Source organism: Dechloromonas hortensis (assembly GCF_009469765.1).
In the GTDB taxonomy this organism is placed as follows: Bacteria; Pseudomonadota; Gammaproteobacteria; order Burkholderiales; family Rhodocyclaceae; genus Azonexus; species Azonexus hortensis.
In genome coordinates, this window is record NZ_SSSQ01000001.1 from 500,332 (window position 1) to 516,582 (window position 16,251).

At 65.5% G+C, this 16,251-nt stretch carries 13 protein-coding genes; 9 read left to right on the top strand and 4 right to left on the bottom strand.

Features of this window, described 5'->3' with window-relative positions; all coding sequences use genetic code 11:
• The first annotated feature begins 6 nt into the window (after positions 1–6).
• From GH663_RS20940 to GH663_RS02530, 7 genes are all read left to right on the top strand, one after another.
• Complete coding sequence (locus GH663_RS20940) at positions 7–1,632, top strand: adenosylcobinamide amidohydrolase (protein ID WP_170291315.1); 1,626 nt, start codon at positions 7–9, stop codon at positions 1,630–1,632.
• On the top strand, positions 1,629–5,939 hold the full coding sequence (locus tag GH663_RS02505; RefSeq protein WP_211371039.1) for a cobaltochelatase subunit CobN: 4,311 nt from the start codon (positions 1,629–1,631) through the stop codon (positions 5,937–5,939). The genes GH663_RS20940 and GH663_RS02505 overlap by 4 nt, the downstream gene beginning before the upstream one ends.
• A gap of 16 nt (positions 5,940–5,955) precedes the next feature.
• Complete coding sequence (locus GH663_RS02510) at positions 5,956–6,390, top strand: MotA/TolQ/ExbB proton channel family protein (RefSeq protein WP_153130139.1); 435 nt, start codon at positions 5,956–5,958, stop codon at positions 6,388–6,390.
• Positions 6,387–6,716: a DUF2149 domain-containing protein gene (locus GH663_RS02515; protein ID WP_153130140.1), complete on the top strand. Its 330-nt coding sequence runs from the start codon at positions 6,387–6,389 to the stop codon at positions 6,714–6,716. Before GH663_RS02510 ends, GH663_RS02515 begins: the two co-directional genes overlap by 4 nt.
• A complete protein-coding gene (locus GH663_RS02520; protein ID WP_153130141.1) occupies positions 6,713–7,993 on the top strand; it encodes a cobyrinic acid a,c-diamide synthase CobB in 1,281 nt (426 codons plus the stop codon). Before GH663_RS02515 ends, GH663_RS02520 begins: the two co-directional genes overlap by 4 nt.
• Before the next feature lie 105 nt (positions 7,994–8,098).
• Positions 8,099–8,992, top strand: a complete 894-nt coding sequence (locus GH663_RS02525) for a Tim44 domain-containing protein (RefSeq protein WP_153130142.1) — start codon at positions 8,099–8,101, stop codon at positions 8,990–8,992.
• Between the two features lie 240 nt (positions 8,993–9,232).
• On the top strand, positions 9,233–10,936 hold the full coding sequence (locus tag GH663_RS02530) for an ABC transporter ATP-binding protein/permease (protein WP_153130143.1): 1,704 nt from the start codon (positions 9,233–9,235) through the stop codon (positions 10,934–10,936).
• 9 nt (positions 10,937–10,945) lie between these two features.
• Here GH663_RS02530 and hybE read toward each other — a convergent pair whose 3' ends face one another.
• Positions 10,946–11,449 (bottom strand): [NiFe]-hydrogenase assembly chaperone HybE, encoded by a 504-nt coding sequence (hybE, locus tag GH663_RS02535; RefSeq protein ID WP_153130144.1) that lies wholly within the window; start codon positions 11,447–11,449, stop codon positions 10,946–10,948.
• Between the two features lie 72 nt (positions 11,450–11,521).
• Entirely contained in the window at positions 11,522–13,021 is a 1,500-nt protein-coding gene (locus GH663_RS02540; RefSeq protein WP_153130145.1) for a protein adenylyltransferase SelO, read from the bottom strand.
• A gap of 369 nt (positions 13,022–13,390) precedes the next feature.
• Between GH663_RS02540 and GH663_RS02545 the strand changes: the two genes are divergently transcribed.
• Positions 13,391–13,999 carry an alpha/beta fold hydrolase gene (locus GH663_RS02545; protein WP_153130146.1) on the top strand — a complete coding sequence of 203 codons (609 nt, stop codon included), beginning with the start codon at positions 13,391–13,393 and terminating at the stop codon, positions 13,997–13,999.
• A gap of 202 nt (positions 14,000–14,201) precedes the next feature.
• The gene (locus GH663_RS02550) at positions 14,202–14,420 is read left to right on the top strand and encodes a hypothetical protein (RefSeq protein ID WP_153130147.1); all 219 of its coding nucleotides are present in this window, start codon (positions 14,202–14,204) and stop codon (positions 14,418–14,420) included.
• A gap of 31 nt (positions 14,421–14,451) precedes the next feature.
• Here the strand turns inward: GH663_RS02550 and GH663_RS02555 are convergent, their stop codons facing one another.
• Together GH663_RS02555 and queC are read right to left on the bottom strand one after the other, a co-directional pair.
• Positions 14,452–15,555, bottom strand: a complete 1,104-nt coding sequence (locus GH663_RS02555; RefSeq protein WP_153130148.1) for a YeeE/YedE family protein — start codon at positions 15,553–15,555, stop codon at positions 14,452–14,454.
• 2 nt (positions 15,556–15,557) lie between these two features.
• Entirely contained in the window at positions 15,558–16,235 is a 678-nt protein-coding gene (queC, locus tag GH663_RS02560; RefSeq protein ID WP_153130149.1) for a 7-cyano-7-deazaguanine synthase QueC, read from the bottom strand.
• Between the last annotated feature and the right edge of the window lie 16 nt (positions 16,236–16,251).

The following is a 16,251-nucleotide window of genomic DNA, read 5'->3' on the forward strand; positions in this document are numbered from 1 at the left end:
GCGCCGATGAATGCGCTTGGCCGACTGGCCTGCCTGCTGTTCTTTTCCGCAGCCGCCTGGGCCGGAGAAAGCGACCTCCTCGGCAATCTCCCGGCCAATATCCGGGCCGAGGCGCAGATCGTGCGCAGCGAGCGCGATGGACTTTGGGAAAAAGTGCTGCTCGTCCGCTTTCCCGAGGCGCGCCGGACATTGTCGACCTCCGACGGCCTACTCGACGCCCGCGCCGCGCTCAACCACGCCGCCCACCCCGTGCTCTGGCAAACACTCGGCCACCGCTTCATGGGCCAGGATGGCCGGGGCGGCAAGGCCTATGCCGAGCATGTGCATGCCCGGATGGCCGGCCAGTTACAGTTGGACCAGCCAGCAGTCGCCCGGATGGCCACCGCGGCCGACATGGACAATCTGGCGATCGTCACCAAGCACTACGGTCCGCTGACCGTCACCGTGCTGGCGACGGCCGGCGCCAAGACCAATGCCATCCGCACCGGCGTCGATGCCGGCACCTATATCGAAGGCAACACGCCGGCCGGCACGATCAACATCATGCTGCTGACCAATATCCGGTTGACCGACGCGGCGCTGGCCCGTGCCCTGATCACCGTCACCGAAGGCAAGACGGCGGCGCTGCAGGACCTCAACGTGCCGAGCACCTACACCAAGACCGTGCAGGCGACCGGAACCGGCACCGACAGCATCATCGTCGTCTCCGGCACGCAGGGCCCGCAGGCCAGCTATACCGGCGGCCACAGCCGGATCGGCGAACTGATCGGCAAGGCCAGCTACGAAGCGGTACTCGAAGCGCTCGGCAAGCAGAACGGCTTTTTCCTGCCCGGCGCCAAGCGTTTCGCCGTCGCGCCAGCCGCCCCGGCCAAGACGCCGGATGCGCTGCGCCTCGCCCTGCTCCATCTCGATGCGATCCCCGGTGACGTCGCCGGCAACCGCGCCCGCATCGAGGCCGGCATCAAGGAAGCCGTCGGCCAGGGCGCCGACTGGGTGATGACGCCCGAACTGGCCGAAACCGGCTACAACTTCGCCAGCCGGATCGGCACCGACTGGATCGCGCCCTTTCCCGATACCTGGATCAGCACGCTGGCGGCCATCGCCCGCGACAACCGGGTAGCGCTGTTCGTCGGTTTCGCCGAACGCGATGCCAAGACCGGCAAATTCCACAATAGCGTCGCGGTGATCGACCGCGACGGCGTCATTCAGGGTGCCTACCGCAAGCAGCGCGTGCATGGCGGCGCCGAAAGCTGGTCCACGCCCGGCACCGGCGGCGCGCCCTTCATGGTCGACGGCATTCCGGTCGGCGTCCTGATCTGCGCCGACACCTACAAGCCGGAGCCAGCCGCCCGCTACCGTGAGCAGGGCGCCGCCATCCTGCTCGCCCCGGCCAACTGGCCGCCGGTCGACGGCATGGGGCCGGACGATCTGTGGGAACGGCGCAGTGCCGAAACCGGCCTGCCGCTGATCGTCAACAACCGCACCGGACGCGAGCCGGAGCTCGATTTCAGACGCGGCGAAAGCGTCGTCGCGGCCGGCGGCGAGCGGCTGTACTCGTTCAGCACGAGTCAGTCGCGCCTGTTCTACGTCGATTGGGACCGCCGCCAGGGCTTCAGCCAGCCGGCTCGATGAAACCGATGCGCCGCCTGCTTGGCCTGCTGGCCCTCGCCACGCCGCTGCTGGCGCAGGCCGCAACCCTGTTCGGCCTGGTCACCGAACGCGCCGCACCGACGGCAATCGAGGCGGCACATCGCCACCTGGCCAGTCACCCGAACGACCGCATCCTGCTCCGTACGCCGGCCCAGTTGATGGCGGCCGACGAGCGGCAACTGGCACAATGGATCAGCCAGGCCGACAGCGTGCTCGCCGCCTCGATCTTCGGCGATCCGGCCCGTCGCCTGAAAGATGGGCTGGCCCGCCATGCCCGGCCGCAAACCCCGGTGCTGGCGATCAACGGCGAAGCCAGCCTGAACCTGATGAGCCGGGATAGAGAAGGCTCGCTCACCACCTTCCCGGCCGAAACCCTGCGCCAACTGGCTTTGGAAAACCCGCCTGCCACGGCGTTGACCGCAGCCAACAGCCAGCCGACCGCCCGCCATTGGCTGGCCGCCCGTCGCATCTGGCAGGCCGGCGGCACCGCCAACACGCAGGCCCTGTTCGCCCATCTGCTCGCCCCGCAACAGCCATTGCCGGCGGCCCAGCCGGAAGCGACGCTGCGCCTGCGTGTCGGCCAGCAGGAACTGAGCGACGCCGCCGCTTGGGGCAATGCAACAAAGCTTGGCCTGCGGGCGGCGCCCACCGTCGTCGTCCTCGACCTTGCCAACATGGATGGCGGCCCGCCGGCCGCCCTCTGCCAGCACATCGAACAACGCGGCCTGCCCTGCGTCCAGGTGCTCACCCGCTGGGGCGGCGCTTCGCGCGAAGCGCTCGAACGGCTGCCCGAACTGATCGCCCCGGCCCGGGCGGCAGCGCTGGTCGTGCTACAGGATTTCGTCGTCGGCGCCGCCGAAGGGCGTGAAGCGGTCGGCGAGGCGTTCAAGAAGCTTGATGTGCCGGTCTTCAAGGCGATCCGCCTGAGCGAGCGGACGGCGACCCAGTGGCGCTTGTCGCCGGACGGCCTGCCGGCCGATTCGGTGCAGTACCGCGTCGCGCTGCCCGAGTTGCAGGGCATCGGCCAGCCCATCGTCGTCTCGGCGCTCGGCCCGGCCCATCCGGACAAACTGACCGGCATCGAAAGCCGGCCGCCGGTCGTCCTGGCCGCCGAGATCGACCGCCTGGCGGCCCGCGTCGGCCGCTGGCTGGCGCTGCGTGGTAAGGCCAACCGCGACAAGCGGCTGGCCGTGATCTATTACAACCACCCGCCGGGGCGCCAGAACATCGGTGCCGATAACCTCGACGTGCCGGCCTCGCTGTTCGACATGCTGCAGGCGCTGAAAGCCGCCGGCTACACGGTCGGTGAACTGCCCGCCTCGCCGGAAGCGCTGCTCGACCGGATCATGGCGCACGGCGTCAACCTGCCGGAAGACCGGGCGGCGCTAAAGGAACTGAGTACTGCGGTGGACGGCGTCAAAACGGCCGATTACGGCCGCTGGTTCGCGACGCTGCCAGCCCGGGTGCAGCGCGAAATGACCGACGGCCCGCTCGGCCGCCTGCACGCCGAAGTACTCGAAGCCGAACAGGCCAACGAAAAGGCGGTCGGCCGCAAACGGGTCGATGCCGTATTGAAGGAACTGCACCATCTGGTCGAAGGCGCCGATCATCCGAAGCGCAAAGCGGCGATCCGCGACCTGAACGCGCTGGAAGCCGGCTATCTCGCCTGCCTGGCCGACAAATCTTCCCGTCGTTGTGCGACGTTGGCACCGCTCAACCGGCGCCTGAGCGGCTACGGCATCGAAGGCCTCAAGGGCTGGGGCACCGTGCCGGGCAAAGTGATGGTCGAAGGTGGCCGGTTGCTGGTGCCGGGCATGACTTTCGGCAACGTCTTCATCGGGCCGCAGCCGCCGCGCGGCTGGGAAGTCGATGAGGAGCTGCTGCACGCCAACACCAGCGTCACCCCGCCGCACCAGTACCTCGCCTTCTACCACTGGCTGCGCGACCGCTTCAAGGCCGATGCCGTGGTTCACGTCGGTCGCCATTCAACCTACGAATTCCTGCCCGGCAAGGCGGTCGGGCTAGCGGCCGACGACTACTCGAGCCTGATCGCCGCCGATCTGCCTGGCATCTACCCCTACATCGTCGATGGCGTCGGCGAAGGCACCCAGGCCAAGCGCCGAGGGCTGGCCGTGATGGTCGATCACCTGACCCCGCCCTTGGCCGCAACGCCGCTCTACGACAAGTTGCTGGCGCTGCGCCAGATTGTCGAAAGCTACGAAGCCGCCTCCTCGGAATCGCTCAAGGCACAGGCCGCCCGCACCATGCGCCAGCAGGTCGTCGCCCTCAACCTGAAGGCCGAGCTGGAAGCCTCGATGGCCGACGTGCTGGCCGTGCGCGGCATCGGCTTCGAAGCGGCCGACGATGACCTGCTGGCGCACGAAGTCGGCCACTACCTGACCAAGCTGCAGGAAAAGTTCATGCCCTACGGCCTGCACATTTTCGGCCGCAACTGGAGCCAGAAAGCACTCGACCTGATGCTCGGCTCGATGAAGCAGGGCGGTATCGATGATCCAGAAATCAGCCGCAAGCTGGCCGATTCGCCGCGCCTCGAAATGCAGGGCCTGCTGGCCGGGCTGGATGGCCGCTACATCCCGCCGGGCAAGGGCAACGACCCGCTGCGCTCGCCGGAGTCGCTGCCCACCGGGCGCAATTTCCACGCCGTCGATGGTGACATCCTGCCAACCCGGATCGGCTACCAGCTCGGCGAAAAACTGGCCGCGAAATCGGTGGCGCAGAGCAAATCGGACCAAGGCTCCGAAGGCATCATTCTCTGGGCCTCCGACGCCGTCCGCGACGAAGGGGTGATGGTCGCCTTCGCGCTGGCCATGATGGGCGCCGAGCCGGTCTGGAACGCTCGCGGCATCGTCACCGACGTTCGCCTGAAGCCGGGCGTCGTCCGGCACGACGTCATCGTCACCACCTCCGGCCTGTTCCGCGACCTCTATCCCAACCTCAACAACCTGATCGACCGCGCCGGCCGCCTCGCACTGGCCGCTTCGGCCGCCGGCCTGCTCGCCCAGCGGCCGGAACTGAAGGAAGCGCTCACCGCCGCGCTGGCTCCGCTACCGACCGCCCCGTGGGGGAGCGAGTCAGTCAGCGACAACCGCGTCGCCCGCGAATGGCTGCACCGCCTCGCCGCCCTCGAACAAGCCGGCCTGCCCAGCCGGGAAGCCGGCCATGCCGCCGCCCAGCGCATTTTCGGCGATGCCCCGGGCGCCTACGGCACCGGCGTCAATCGGCTGACCGAACGTTCCGGCGCCTGGCGCGAACGCGACGAGATCGGCCGCGCCTACCGCAACCGCATGGGCCACGCCTACGGCCTCGACGACAGTGGCGAAGCCGCCCACGCCGCATTCGACAGCGCGCTCGACGGCATCAAGCGGACCTATCACGGCCGGGCCAGCAACCTCTACGGCCTGCTCGACAACAACGACGCCTTCGACTACCTCGGCGGCCTGTCGCTGGCCATCGAAGGGCGCACCGGCCAGCCGCCGGAAGCGCTGATCCTGCAACACGCCGAACCGGGCCGAGCCGATGTCGAGCCGCTGACCACGGCGCTGCTCGGCGAACTGCGCGGCCGCTTCCTCAACCCGGCCTGGCTGAAGCCGCTGATGGAACACGGCTACGCCGGCGCCCGGACGATGGGCACCGAGTTCCTCGAAAACTTGTGGGGCTGGCAGGTGACGCGCCCCGATCTGGTCAAGAACTGGGCCTGGGATGAAGTGAAAGCCGTCTATTTCGACGACGCGCAAAAGCTCGGCCTGCCCAAGTTCCTCGGCCAGGGCCAGAACGCCCACGTCAAGGCGCACATGCTGGCCATCTTCATGGTCGCCGCCGAAAAGGGTTTCTGGAAAACGGACGCCGCCACCATCAAGCAGATGGGCGGCGAACTGGCCAAACTGGTCGCAAAAAACGGCCTGCCCGGCAGCGGCCACACCGCCCCCAACCATCCGATGTGGCAATGGCTGGCGCCGCAGCTCGATGCGGCCGACGCGCAGGCGCTCGGCGTGACGCTGGCCAAGGCGCGCGGCGAGACGGTGGCAACCGCTACTGCTGCAAACCAGGCCTCAAACGGCAGCCCGGCGGTCAACCTCGAAAAAACGGCAAAAACCGATCCGGCCGCCGAAGTCCCCGCCGCCGAAGCCGCCCCGCGCTACTACGAGCTGAACGAACCCGAAACGCCGGCCAGCGATCTGGTCGGCCGCACCCTCAACCTGCTCGGCCTGCTTGCCGCCAGTCTTGCGCTGTTCACGACCGGCCTCTGGCTGGGCCGCCGCCACGCCTAAACCCCAGGAGTTTCCGATGACCGATCCGCTTTCCTTCGCCTGGCTGCACGACGCCGTCACCTGGCTGCTCACCCCGGCCCTCGCCGCCCTCATGCTGGCCTGCGCCATCGCCCTGATCGAAGCCGGCATCGCCGTCGGCGAGCGCTTTTCCGGCCTCGCCAAGCTGCAGGCGGCCGGCGACGTGGCCCGCGTCCAGGCCGTCGCCCGCCACCGTCTTGAACGGGCCGACCTGCTCGCCCGCATCCCGCCCATGCTCGGCCTGATGGCCACCATCATCCCGCTCGGACCGGGCCTCGCCGCCCTCGGCAAAGGTGACCCGGCACAGCTGGCCAGTGCCGTCACCGTCGCCTTCGACGCCACCGTGCTCGGCCTGGTCGCCGGCATCGGCGGCCTGGTCATCGGCAAGCTGCGCCGCCGCTGGTACGAGGAAGTGCTGGAGGGCATGGAATGAGCGAAATTCAGCCGCGCAAACGGCTGCGCCTCTACTCCAAGCTCGATGCCCGCTTCGACGACCACGATGAAGACCCGCGCGCCAGCCTGGTCAATCTGGTCGACGTCATGCTCGTTTTCGCCTGCGGCCTGCTCGCCGCGCTGGCCGCCGGTACGCAAAGCGCGCTGAAAGCACCGAAACCGGTCGAAAAAGGCCAGCAGATCGAACGCCCGGTCAGCGGCATCACGCAGAACGGCAGCGGCTACGACCGCGTCGGCGAAGTGTTCCGCGACCCGAAAACCGGCAAACTGGTACTGATCGAACCCGCCGCCAAGGAAGAAAAATGACCGCCTGTCCCGCCCTCCTGATCGCTGCCCCGTCCTCCGGTCAGGGCAAGACCACCGTCACCGCCGCGCTGGCCCGGCTGCATGCCCGGCAAGGCCGGCGCGTCACCGTTTTCAAATGCGGCCCGGACTTTCTCGACCCGCAGATTCATGCCGTGGCCAGCGGTCGACCGTGCCAGAACCTCGATCTCGGTATGTGCGGCGAGGATGATGCGCGCTGGCGCTTGAGCCGGGCGGCGCAGGATTCCGACCTGATCCTGGTCGAAGGCGTCATGGGCCTGTTCGACGGCACACCGTCGGCGGCCGACATCGCCTGCCGCTTCAATATCCCGGTGATGGCGATGATCGACGCCGGCGCCATGGCCCAGACTTTCGGTGCTGTTGCCCACGGCCTCGCCACCTACCGGCCCGGCCTGCCCTTTGCCGGCGTGCTGGCCAACCGGGTCGGCAGCGAACGCCACGCCGCGATGGCCCGCGACAGCCTGCCGGCCGGCATGGGCTGGTTCGGCGCGCTGCCGCGCAACCCGGACGCGGTGCTGCCGGAACGCCACCTCGGCCTGCTACAGGCAGCCGAAATCGACGATATCGAGGAGCGCCTCGACCGTCTGGCCGATGCCTTGGCCGCCAGTGCCACGGTCGACCTGCCGCCAGCGGTCGTTTTCGACGATGTTCCGCCACCAGACATCGCGCCGCTGCTCGCCGGCAAGCGCATCGCCATCGCCCGTGATGCAGCCTACGGCTTCATCTACCCGGCCAATCTGGAAACCCTGGCCGACCTGGGCGCCGAACTGCGCTACTTCTCGCCGGTCGCCGGCGAGCCGCTGCCGGCCTGCGATGCCGTCTGGCTGCCCGGCGGCTACCCGGAACTGCATGCCCCGGCGCTGTCGGCCAACCAGCCCTTGTGGAGCGCCCTGCGCGCCCACGTCGCGGCCGGCAAGCCCTTGCTCGCCGAATGCGGCGGCATGATGAGCCTGTTCGAGCAGGTCACCGACAAGGCCGGCGAAAGCCATGCCTTCGCCGGCCTGCTGCCCGGTCGCTCGGTCATGCAGAAACGTCTGGCGGCGCTCGGCATGCAGTTCGCCGACCTGCCGGAAGGGCGCCTGCAGGGTCACACCTTCCATTACTCGAAGAGCGAAACGCCGCTGACCCCAATCGTCCGCGCCCAGACCCAGGATGGCCGGGAGGGCGAGGCGATCTACCGCCGGGAACGACTGACCGCTTCCTATGTCCACTTTTACTTCGCCTCCAATCCGGTGGCGACGGCCGCCTTGTTCGGCTGAAACGATTCGTTTTTTACGAATCGTTGTTGCGCTTAATACATATTTTTCGGGAGACAATTTACGGCTATGCTTCGACTCGTAACATTCACCCCGATGGAGACAAACATGAAATCCTTTGCATTGATGGCCGCCGCCCTGGTACTCGGCTTCACGCTGACCACCGGCGATGCCGAAGCCGCCCGCCGTCTGGGCGGAGGCAGCTCGTCCGGCATGCAGCGCCAGGCCGTCACCCCGAACAAGGCGACCAATGCCGCCCCGACCCAGCAGCAGGCTGCCGCTCCGGCCGCCGCCCCGCAAGCCCAACCCAAGCGTTCGTGGATGGGCCCGCTGGCCGGTCTTGCCGCAGGTCTCGGCCTGGCCGCCCTGGCCTCTCACTTCGGTTTCGGCGAAGGCCTAGCCAACATGATGATGATCGGCCTGCTGGTCATGGCGGTGGTCATGGTCATCGGTTTCGTCATGCGCAAGAAGGCAGGCGCCACCAAAGCCGGCCTGAATAACGGCATGCAGTATGCCGGCGCCGGTGCCAACTATGACAACCGCGCTCCGATCCAGCCTGACTTCACGCCGGCCGGCGGCAGCAGCGCCGCTGCCCCGCTTGCCGAAAACACCGGCAGCAGCGGCCATATCCCGGCCGACTTCGATGTCGATGGCTTCGTGCGTAACGCCAAGGTCAACTTCATTCGCCTGCAGGCCGCCAACGATGCCGGCAACCTCGACGACATCCGCGAATTCACCGCGCCGGAAATGTTTGCCGAGATCAAGCTGGCAATGGGCGAACGCGGTGCCGAAAAGCAGGAAACCGACGTCGTCCAACTCAACGCCGAAGTGCTCGATGTGGCCGAGGAAAGCAGCCGCTACATCGTCAGCGTTCGCTTCCATGGTCTGATCCGCGAAGAAAAGGCCGCTTCGGCCGAAGCCTTCGATGAAATCTGGCACATGACCAAGCCGCGCAACGGCAGCGGTGGCTGGGTGCTGGCCGGTATCCAGCAAGTCCAGTAATCCTGGACTGAACACCTCGAAGCCGGCGGAGAAATCCAGCCGGCTTTTTCTCGTCCGGAATTTGCCTGATTGCTGCGGTCGACCGCAGCAATCAGGCATTTTTCAACCCGTGGCGCTCTACCCGAAAAACAGTAGCCAGCGTTCTATCCGGGCCGGATTGAGGCATACAATCCGCTCATGCATTTCAGCCGGAGCCGGCTGCCTTGCCTCCCCAACGCATGTTCAGTATCAGAACGGACAATGAAGACCGTCGATCGCCACCTGTGGCAGCGTTTCCTGGCCATTGCGACGCCTTACTGGCGCCATGAGGAAAAATGGAAGGCGTGGAGCCTGCTCCTGCTCTCCATCCTGCTGCTGCTCGGACAAACCCGCTTTGCGGTGCTGTTCAATGAGCAGACCGGCGAATTCACCTCGGCGCTGGCGGCGCGCGACGAGGAACGTTTCTGGGTGTCGATCAAGTACTGCCTCGGCCTGCTGATCATCGCCATCCCCTTCTTCGCCTCCTACTACTACGTGCGCGATACGCTGGCCCTGCACTGGCGACGCTGGCTGACTTATCGCCTGCTCGACAAATACTTCAGCCACCGGCATTTCTATGAACTCAATACCCATGCCGAGATCGACAACCCGGATCAACGGATTGCCGAGGACATCAACACCTTTACCCAGCGCTCGCTGTATTTCCTGCTCATCCTGATCGGTTCCATCCTGCAACTGGTCGCCTTCAGTACCGTGTTGTGGTCAATTTCGCGCGAACTGGTCTATTTCCTCGTCTTCTATGCCAGTGCCGGCACCCTGATCACCATCTTCGGCTTTGGCAAGTGGCTGATCGGCCTCAATTTCCAGCAACTGCGCCGTGAAGCCGATTTCCGCTTCAGCCTGGTGCGCTTTCGCGAAAATGCCGAGGCCATTGCGCTCTATCGCGGCGAAGCGCAGGAACTGCAACAGGTCAGGCAACGCTTCACCAACGCCTTCCACAACTTCAGCAAACTGATCCGGGCGCAACTCTTCCTCAACCTGTTCCAGTACAGCTTCGGCCTGCTCACCATCGTGTTGCCCAGCATCATCATCGCGCCGCAGGTGCTCGCCGGTGAGCTCGAAGTCGGCCGCGCCGTGCAGGCGGCCGGCGCCTTTGCCGCCGTGCTCAGCGCCATTTCGGTGATCATCGAAAATTTCGAGGCACTCAGCCGATTCACGGCCGGCGTCAATCGTCTGAACATCTTCACTCAGTACTTGGCCGGTGAATCGGAAGGCCGGGGCCGCTCCCTGGGGGTCATCGAATCGGTCGAAGGCAACCATTTGTGGCTGGAGAGCGTCACGCTGCAGACACCGAATTACGAACGGACGCTGGTCAAGAACCTGTCGCTGCACATCAAGCCCGGCCAGGGCCTGATCATCGTCGGCCAGAGCGGCTGTGGCAAAAGTTCGCTGCTGCGTGCCCTGGCCGGCCTGTGGTACGCCGGCAGCGGCACCATCTGTCGCCCCTTGCCGCAAGACATGCTGTTCCTGCCGCAACAGCCCTACATGCTGCTCGGCACGCTGCGCAGCCAGCTGCTCTATCCGAACGAAGACCGTGCCGTGCACGACGCCGACCTGCTGACCCTGCTCGAGCGCGTCAACCTGCCCGAACTCGCCGCCCGCGTCGGCGGGCTCGATGCCGTCCATGACTGGGAGAAACTGCTGTCGATCGGCGAACAGCAGCGCCTGGCCTTCGCCCGCGTCCTGCTCTGCAAGCCGCGCTACGCGGTGCTCGACGAAGCGACCAGCGCCCTCGACATCGCCAACGAAGAATACCTCTACCAGCAGTTGCTGAGCAGCGAGACGACGTTGATCAGCGTCGGCCACCGCCCCGGCATCCTGAAATACCACGCCCAGGTCCTTGAACTGACCGGCAACGGCGAGTGGCGGGCCGAACCGGCAGCGACCTACCAGTTCGCCGGCTGACGCTGGTACTCAGTGCTTGCCGGCCAGGCGCCGAAAGAAACCGCGGCGGGAAACCGTCTCGGCCGGCGGCGGCGGGCTGACCGGTGGCGGCTGCGGCGGTAGGTAGGACTGCAGCGCGTCACGGGCAATTTCCCGAGCCGCGGCCATGTCGGGAATGCGGCCGACCTGATCGACCAGCGAACTGTACTGGTAAGGCCCGAGGTGCGGTTCATCGACCGCGACGAAGGGCAGGGTGGCGCCATAGAGATCGAGGTAGCGGCGCTGGCCAGCCGGAATCTCGCCCCACAAGTCGCCGCCGCCGGCGATCAGCAACAGGTCAAGACGCCAAGGGGTGACCAGCACCCCCAGCCAGTCGCCGCGATAACGGACGAAGCCGATCGCCTCGACACTAAGAGCCGGATTGAACGGCAGCGCCTCGGCGCCAGCCGCCGGCCGGGCGCGAAAATGCGCTTCCAGCAAGGCCGACGGATTTTCGCGGTGGGGCAGGGTGGGCGATGAAAGGTGCTCAGACATGGCGGCGATCGATAAAAAGTCGCCGGCATTGTCTACCGCCGCTGCCGGCGGAACAAGCCGACTGGGTCAAAATCAACTGGAACAACTGACCGCCAGCCCGTTCGCCCAGTCCGGCGGCAACGCCGCATAGGCCTCGAATTTCGGCTGTTCGTCGTAGGGGTGGCGCAGGCAGGCCAGCAGGCGCCGCACTTCGGAAAAATCGCCGGCCTTGGCCTGACGAATGGCGACCTCGGCCAGCCAGTTGCGCAGCACGTATTTCGGGTTGGCGGCGAGCATCGCTGCCTGACGTTCGGCATCGTCCCAAGGCGTTTGCGCCAGGCGGGCCCGCCAGCCGGCGAGCCAGACATCGCAGGCACTGCGGTCGACGAACATGTCGCGCAACGGGGCATCGGTTTTTGCCGCTTTTTCGGGGGCGACCGCAGCAGGCAGCCGCGACAGGGCGCGGAAGAACAGCGTGAAGTCCGGCCGGTGCTGCTGCAGGAAACCGAAAGTTTCGCCGATGAAGTCCTCGTCACCGTCCAGCTTGGCGCGCAGGCCGAGCTTGGCACGAAACAGCTGCTCGAACTTGCCTTCGAAGGCCGGGCCGAACTGCTCGTCCACCGCCGCCTGAGCCAGTGCCGGCCGCCCGATCAGCGGCAGCATTGCATCGGCCAGCCGGTAGAGATTCCACTGGGCGACCGCCGGCTGGTTGCGGTAGCTGTAGCGGCCGTGATTGTCGGAATGGTTGCAGATGTGGCCGGCGTCGAACGCCTCCATGAAGCCGAAGGGACCGTAATCCAGCGTCAGGCCGAGGATCGACATGTTGTCGGTATTCATCACGCCATGCATGAAACCGACCGCCATCCAGTGCGCGATCAGCTCGCCGGTGCGGCGCGCGACATCGGCCAGCAGTTCGGCGTAGGGGTTGGCGGCGGCGCGGCATTCCGGCCGGAAGGTGTCGATGACGTAATCGGCCAACTGCTTCAGTTCGACTTGGCGGTCGCGCGACGCCCAGTGCTCGAAGGAGCCGAAGCGGACAAAACCGGGCGCGACGCGAGCGACCACGGCCGCCGTCTCGATTTCCTCACGGCGTACCGGGTAATCGGCACCGATCACGCACAAAGCGCGCGTCGTCGGCACGCCGAGACCGGCCATCGCTTCCGAACAAAGGAATTCACGGATCGACGAACGCAGCACGGCGCGGCCATCGGCGCCACGCGAATAAGGCGTCCGCCCCGCCCCCTTGAGCTGGATTTCCCAATGCCCAAGGTCGTTGCGCAGGCCACCGAGCAGATGCGCCCGACCATCGCCCAGTTGCCCGGCCCAGACCCCGAACTGGTGGCCGGAATAGACCGCCGCCAGCGGCTCGCTGCCGGGCAGCAAACGGTTGCCGGCAAAGATTTCGGCAAAGGCCGGGCTGTTCAGCAAGGCCTCCGGCAAACCGAGCAAGCCGGCCACCTCGTCGCTGACAGCAACGACATACGGATTGGGCAAGGGATGCGGGTTGAGGCGGGTATAAAAAGCGTCGGGCAGGGCAGCGAAGCTGTTGTCGAAGACGGGCAGGTCGAGCGGCAGGGATTCCGGGGCGTTCATCGGCGGCTTTGTCGGTTTTCAGGCAAAAGTGGCGGGCAGGCCGAACACGCAGCAATTGGCGTGCCGAACCATCTGCTGATCAGAGGCGAAAAACGGCAATTGGTTCAGGCGGGCAGGGCTTTTAGGGCAGTGCTGCGGTCAACCTGCTGTTTTCGGTGATTTCTGGCTACACCGGTCCCTCAAGAAAGCGCCGCATAGCGGGCGTTGGCTTTGCCTGTATGATTGTTGATTGATAAGGAAATCCGTGCCGGATAATCCCAAAGTCATTCAAAACCTTAGGGGCGATTCAATCGTGTCCGTATTAATAGCAATAACTCGGACCTTTCTGCGCCTGAATAACTGTTAGGCCTTACGCCTCACTCGCTACCCATGCCTTCTCAACTTTTATTTCTTCCCGGTGCATTAGGCAGAACCGAATTGTGGGAACCCGTTGCGAATCGACTTACCCATCCGGCCAAGAAAATCCACTTTGGGTGGCCCGGATTCGGATCGACTCCACCCGATCCACAAGTACATGGCATGGATGACCTGGTCGCCAAAGTAGTCGCCCAGATCGATCAGCCTACGGCACTGATCGCTCAATCCATGGGCGGCGTAATCGCCATTCGTGCTGCCTTGGAGAAACCAGGCCTCGTCACCCACCTGATTTTGAGTGTCACTTCAGGCGGTATCGATATGAGGGGCCTTGGCGCACAGGATTGGCGCCCATCATTCCACGAGGCAAATCCATCGCTACCTCGTTGGTTTTCCACCTACCAGGAAGATTTAACACCAAGTCTGCCTGAACTTTGCATTCCAACGCTTCTCTTGTGGGGTGATGCGGACCCCATCAGCCCTATCAGGGTCGGTCAGCGCCTGGCTTCATTACTGCCGCTCGCCAAATTACATATTTTCTCGGGTGGAGAACACGATCTTGTCAGCGCCTTTGCCCCTAATGTTGCGCCGCTTATCGATGCACATCTCATCAAAGCGGCCTAACCATCCGGTCCAGCGGACAGTCAGCCAGCTGCGCTGTCTACCTGCCGCTGACCTTCGTCGTTCCTTAGTGTCCGCTTACTCAAGGCGGCTACTTCCGCTATGGGTCGATTTGAGCCACTCCTGCGGTCAACCCGTTTTTTCGGGCAATTTCCGGCGGCTACCGACGCTTAGCACTCAGCCGCAAAAGCCTTAGACTGGCACCATGCGCCGCTATCCCTTTTCCTTCATCGCCCTGACCGCCCTCGGCGGGCTGTGCGCCATTCCCGGCCTGATCAGCCTGGCCGGTTTCGGCGCCACCATCCACCCGCTGCTCGACGACCCGATGGCCGGGCTGGCCTTTGTCGTGTCCGCCGTCGCCCTCTTCGGCTCGGGCGCCTTTCCGCTGGTCATCGCCAAGCTGAAAGAAAAAGAGGGCGCCTGAGCGCCCTCATCGGGGATGCCTGCGCTGCCGCTCAGGCTTCGCGCATCAGCCGCCAGTACTGAAATTTGAGCGTAGCGGCGGCACCGGCGACGATGGCTAGGAAGGTGATGATGGAGCCGAGAGCCAGCGTCGAGAAGCCGCTGATCCCCTGGCCGACCGTGCAGCCCATGGCGACGACGCCGCCGAAGCCCATCAGCGCCGCACCGAGCAGGTGGCTGGCGGTGTCCTCGACGCTGGCGAAGCCTTCCCAGCGGAAATTGCGGGTCAGCAGGGCACAGGCGGCGGAGCCGGCAATGACGCCGAGTAGCGAGGCGATACCGAAGCTCAGCTTGCGGCTGGCGTCGGACCACAGCAGCAGCAGTTCCAGCGCGTAGGCCTGCGGCGCGACGAAGGTCAGCGCTTCCATGCGGCCGCTGTTGGTGGCGAGGAAGGCTTCTTCCAGTGTCTCCGGGTGCTCGGCGAGATAGCCGAGGTGACCGCTGATGTACCAGGCGACAACGACAGTCAGGCCGATACCGAGACCGCCGAGCAGGTTGTCGAAGTTCCAGAAGTCGCGCTTGAGCAGGCAGAAGGCGGTCAGGCCGCCGCCGATAGCCAGCACTGCCAGCGTGAAGGCGGTTTTCGCATCGAGGCCGGCGACGGTCAGCAGGGCCGGGATATCCTGGCCGCCAGGCAGGTTGAGGGCCGCCTTTTCCAACACATTGACGCGGAAACTGCCGAAAACGCCGCGCATCGTCATGTAGGCGACCAGCCCGAGAACCATGAAGACGACCAGCGATTTCAGATTGCCGGCGCCGATGCGGATCAGCGTCTTCGAGCCGCAGCCCGAGGCGAGCACCATGCCGATGCCGAAACAGAAACCGCCGACCAGGTAGGACAGCCAGGTGAAATTCGGCGTCCGGTAGATCGATTTGCCGAGGTCGATCAGGCCCGCCGCGTGCAGTGCCGCCGCGCCGAGAATGGCGACGCCGATGGCGAGCAGCCACATCCGCATGCGGCTCCAGTCGCCCATATTGACGATGTCCGAGACCGCGCCCATCGTGCAGAAATGGGTTTTCTGGGCGATTGCACCGAACACGAAGGAAACGGCAAAGGCCAGCCAGAGAACGAGGTTGACCGAACTGCCGGCTTCCATGCTCAGACGCGGTAAATGGTCGGGTCGGCCAGACCGGCCGCCGCGAAGCCTTCGGCCCGCAGCCGGCAGGAGTCGCACTCGCCGCAGGCACGGCCGGCGCTGTCCGCCTGGTAGCAGGAGACGGTCAGCCCGTAATCGACACCGAGGGCGGTGCCGGTACGGATGATCTCGGCCTTCGACATGTCGATCAGCGGTGCGTGGATGCTCAGCTTGACGCCTTCGACACCGGCCTTGGTCGCCAGATTGGCCATTGTTTCAAAGGCGGCGATGTATTCCGGCCGGCAATCCGGGTAGCCGGAGTAGTCGACCGCATTGACGCCGACGAAGATATCGCGGCTACCGAGCACTTCGGCCCAGGCCAGGGCGAGCGACAGCATGATGGTGTTGCGGGCCGGCACGTAGGTAACCGGAATGCCGGGCTGGACGCCGGCGGTCGGCACCGCGATATTGGTATCGGTCAGCGCCGAACCGCCGAACTGGGCGAGGCCGAAGTTGATCACCCGGTGCTCGGCAGCACCGAGCGCCTTGACGACGCGTTCGGCCGCCTGCAATTCGGCATTGTGGCGCTGGCCATAATCGAACGACAGGCAATAACAATCAAAACCCTGGCTACGGGCGAGGGCAAGGCAGGTGGCGGAATCGAGTCCACCGGACAGGAGAACGACAGCAGGCTTCATCATGGGGCGCGAATATACC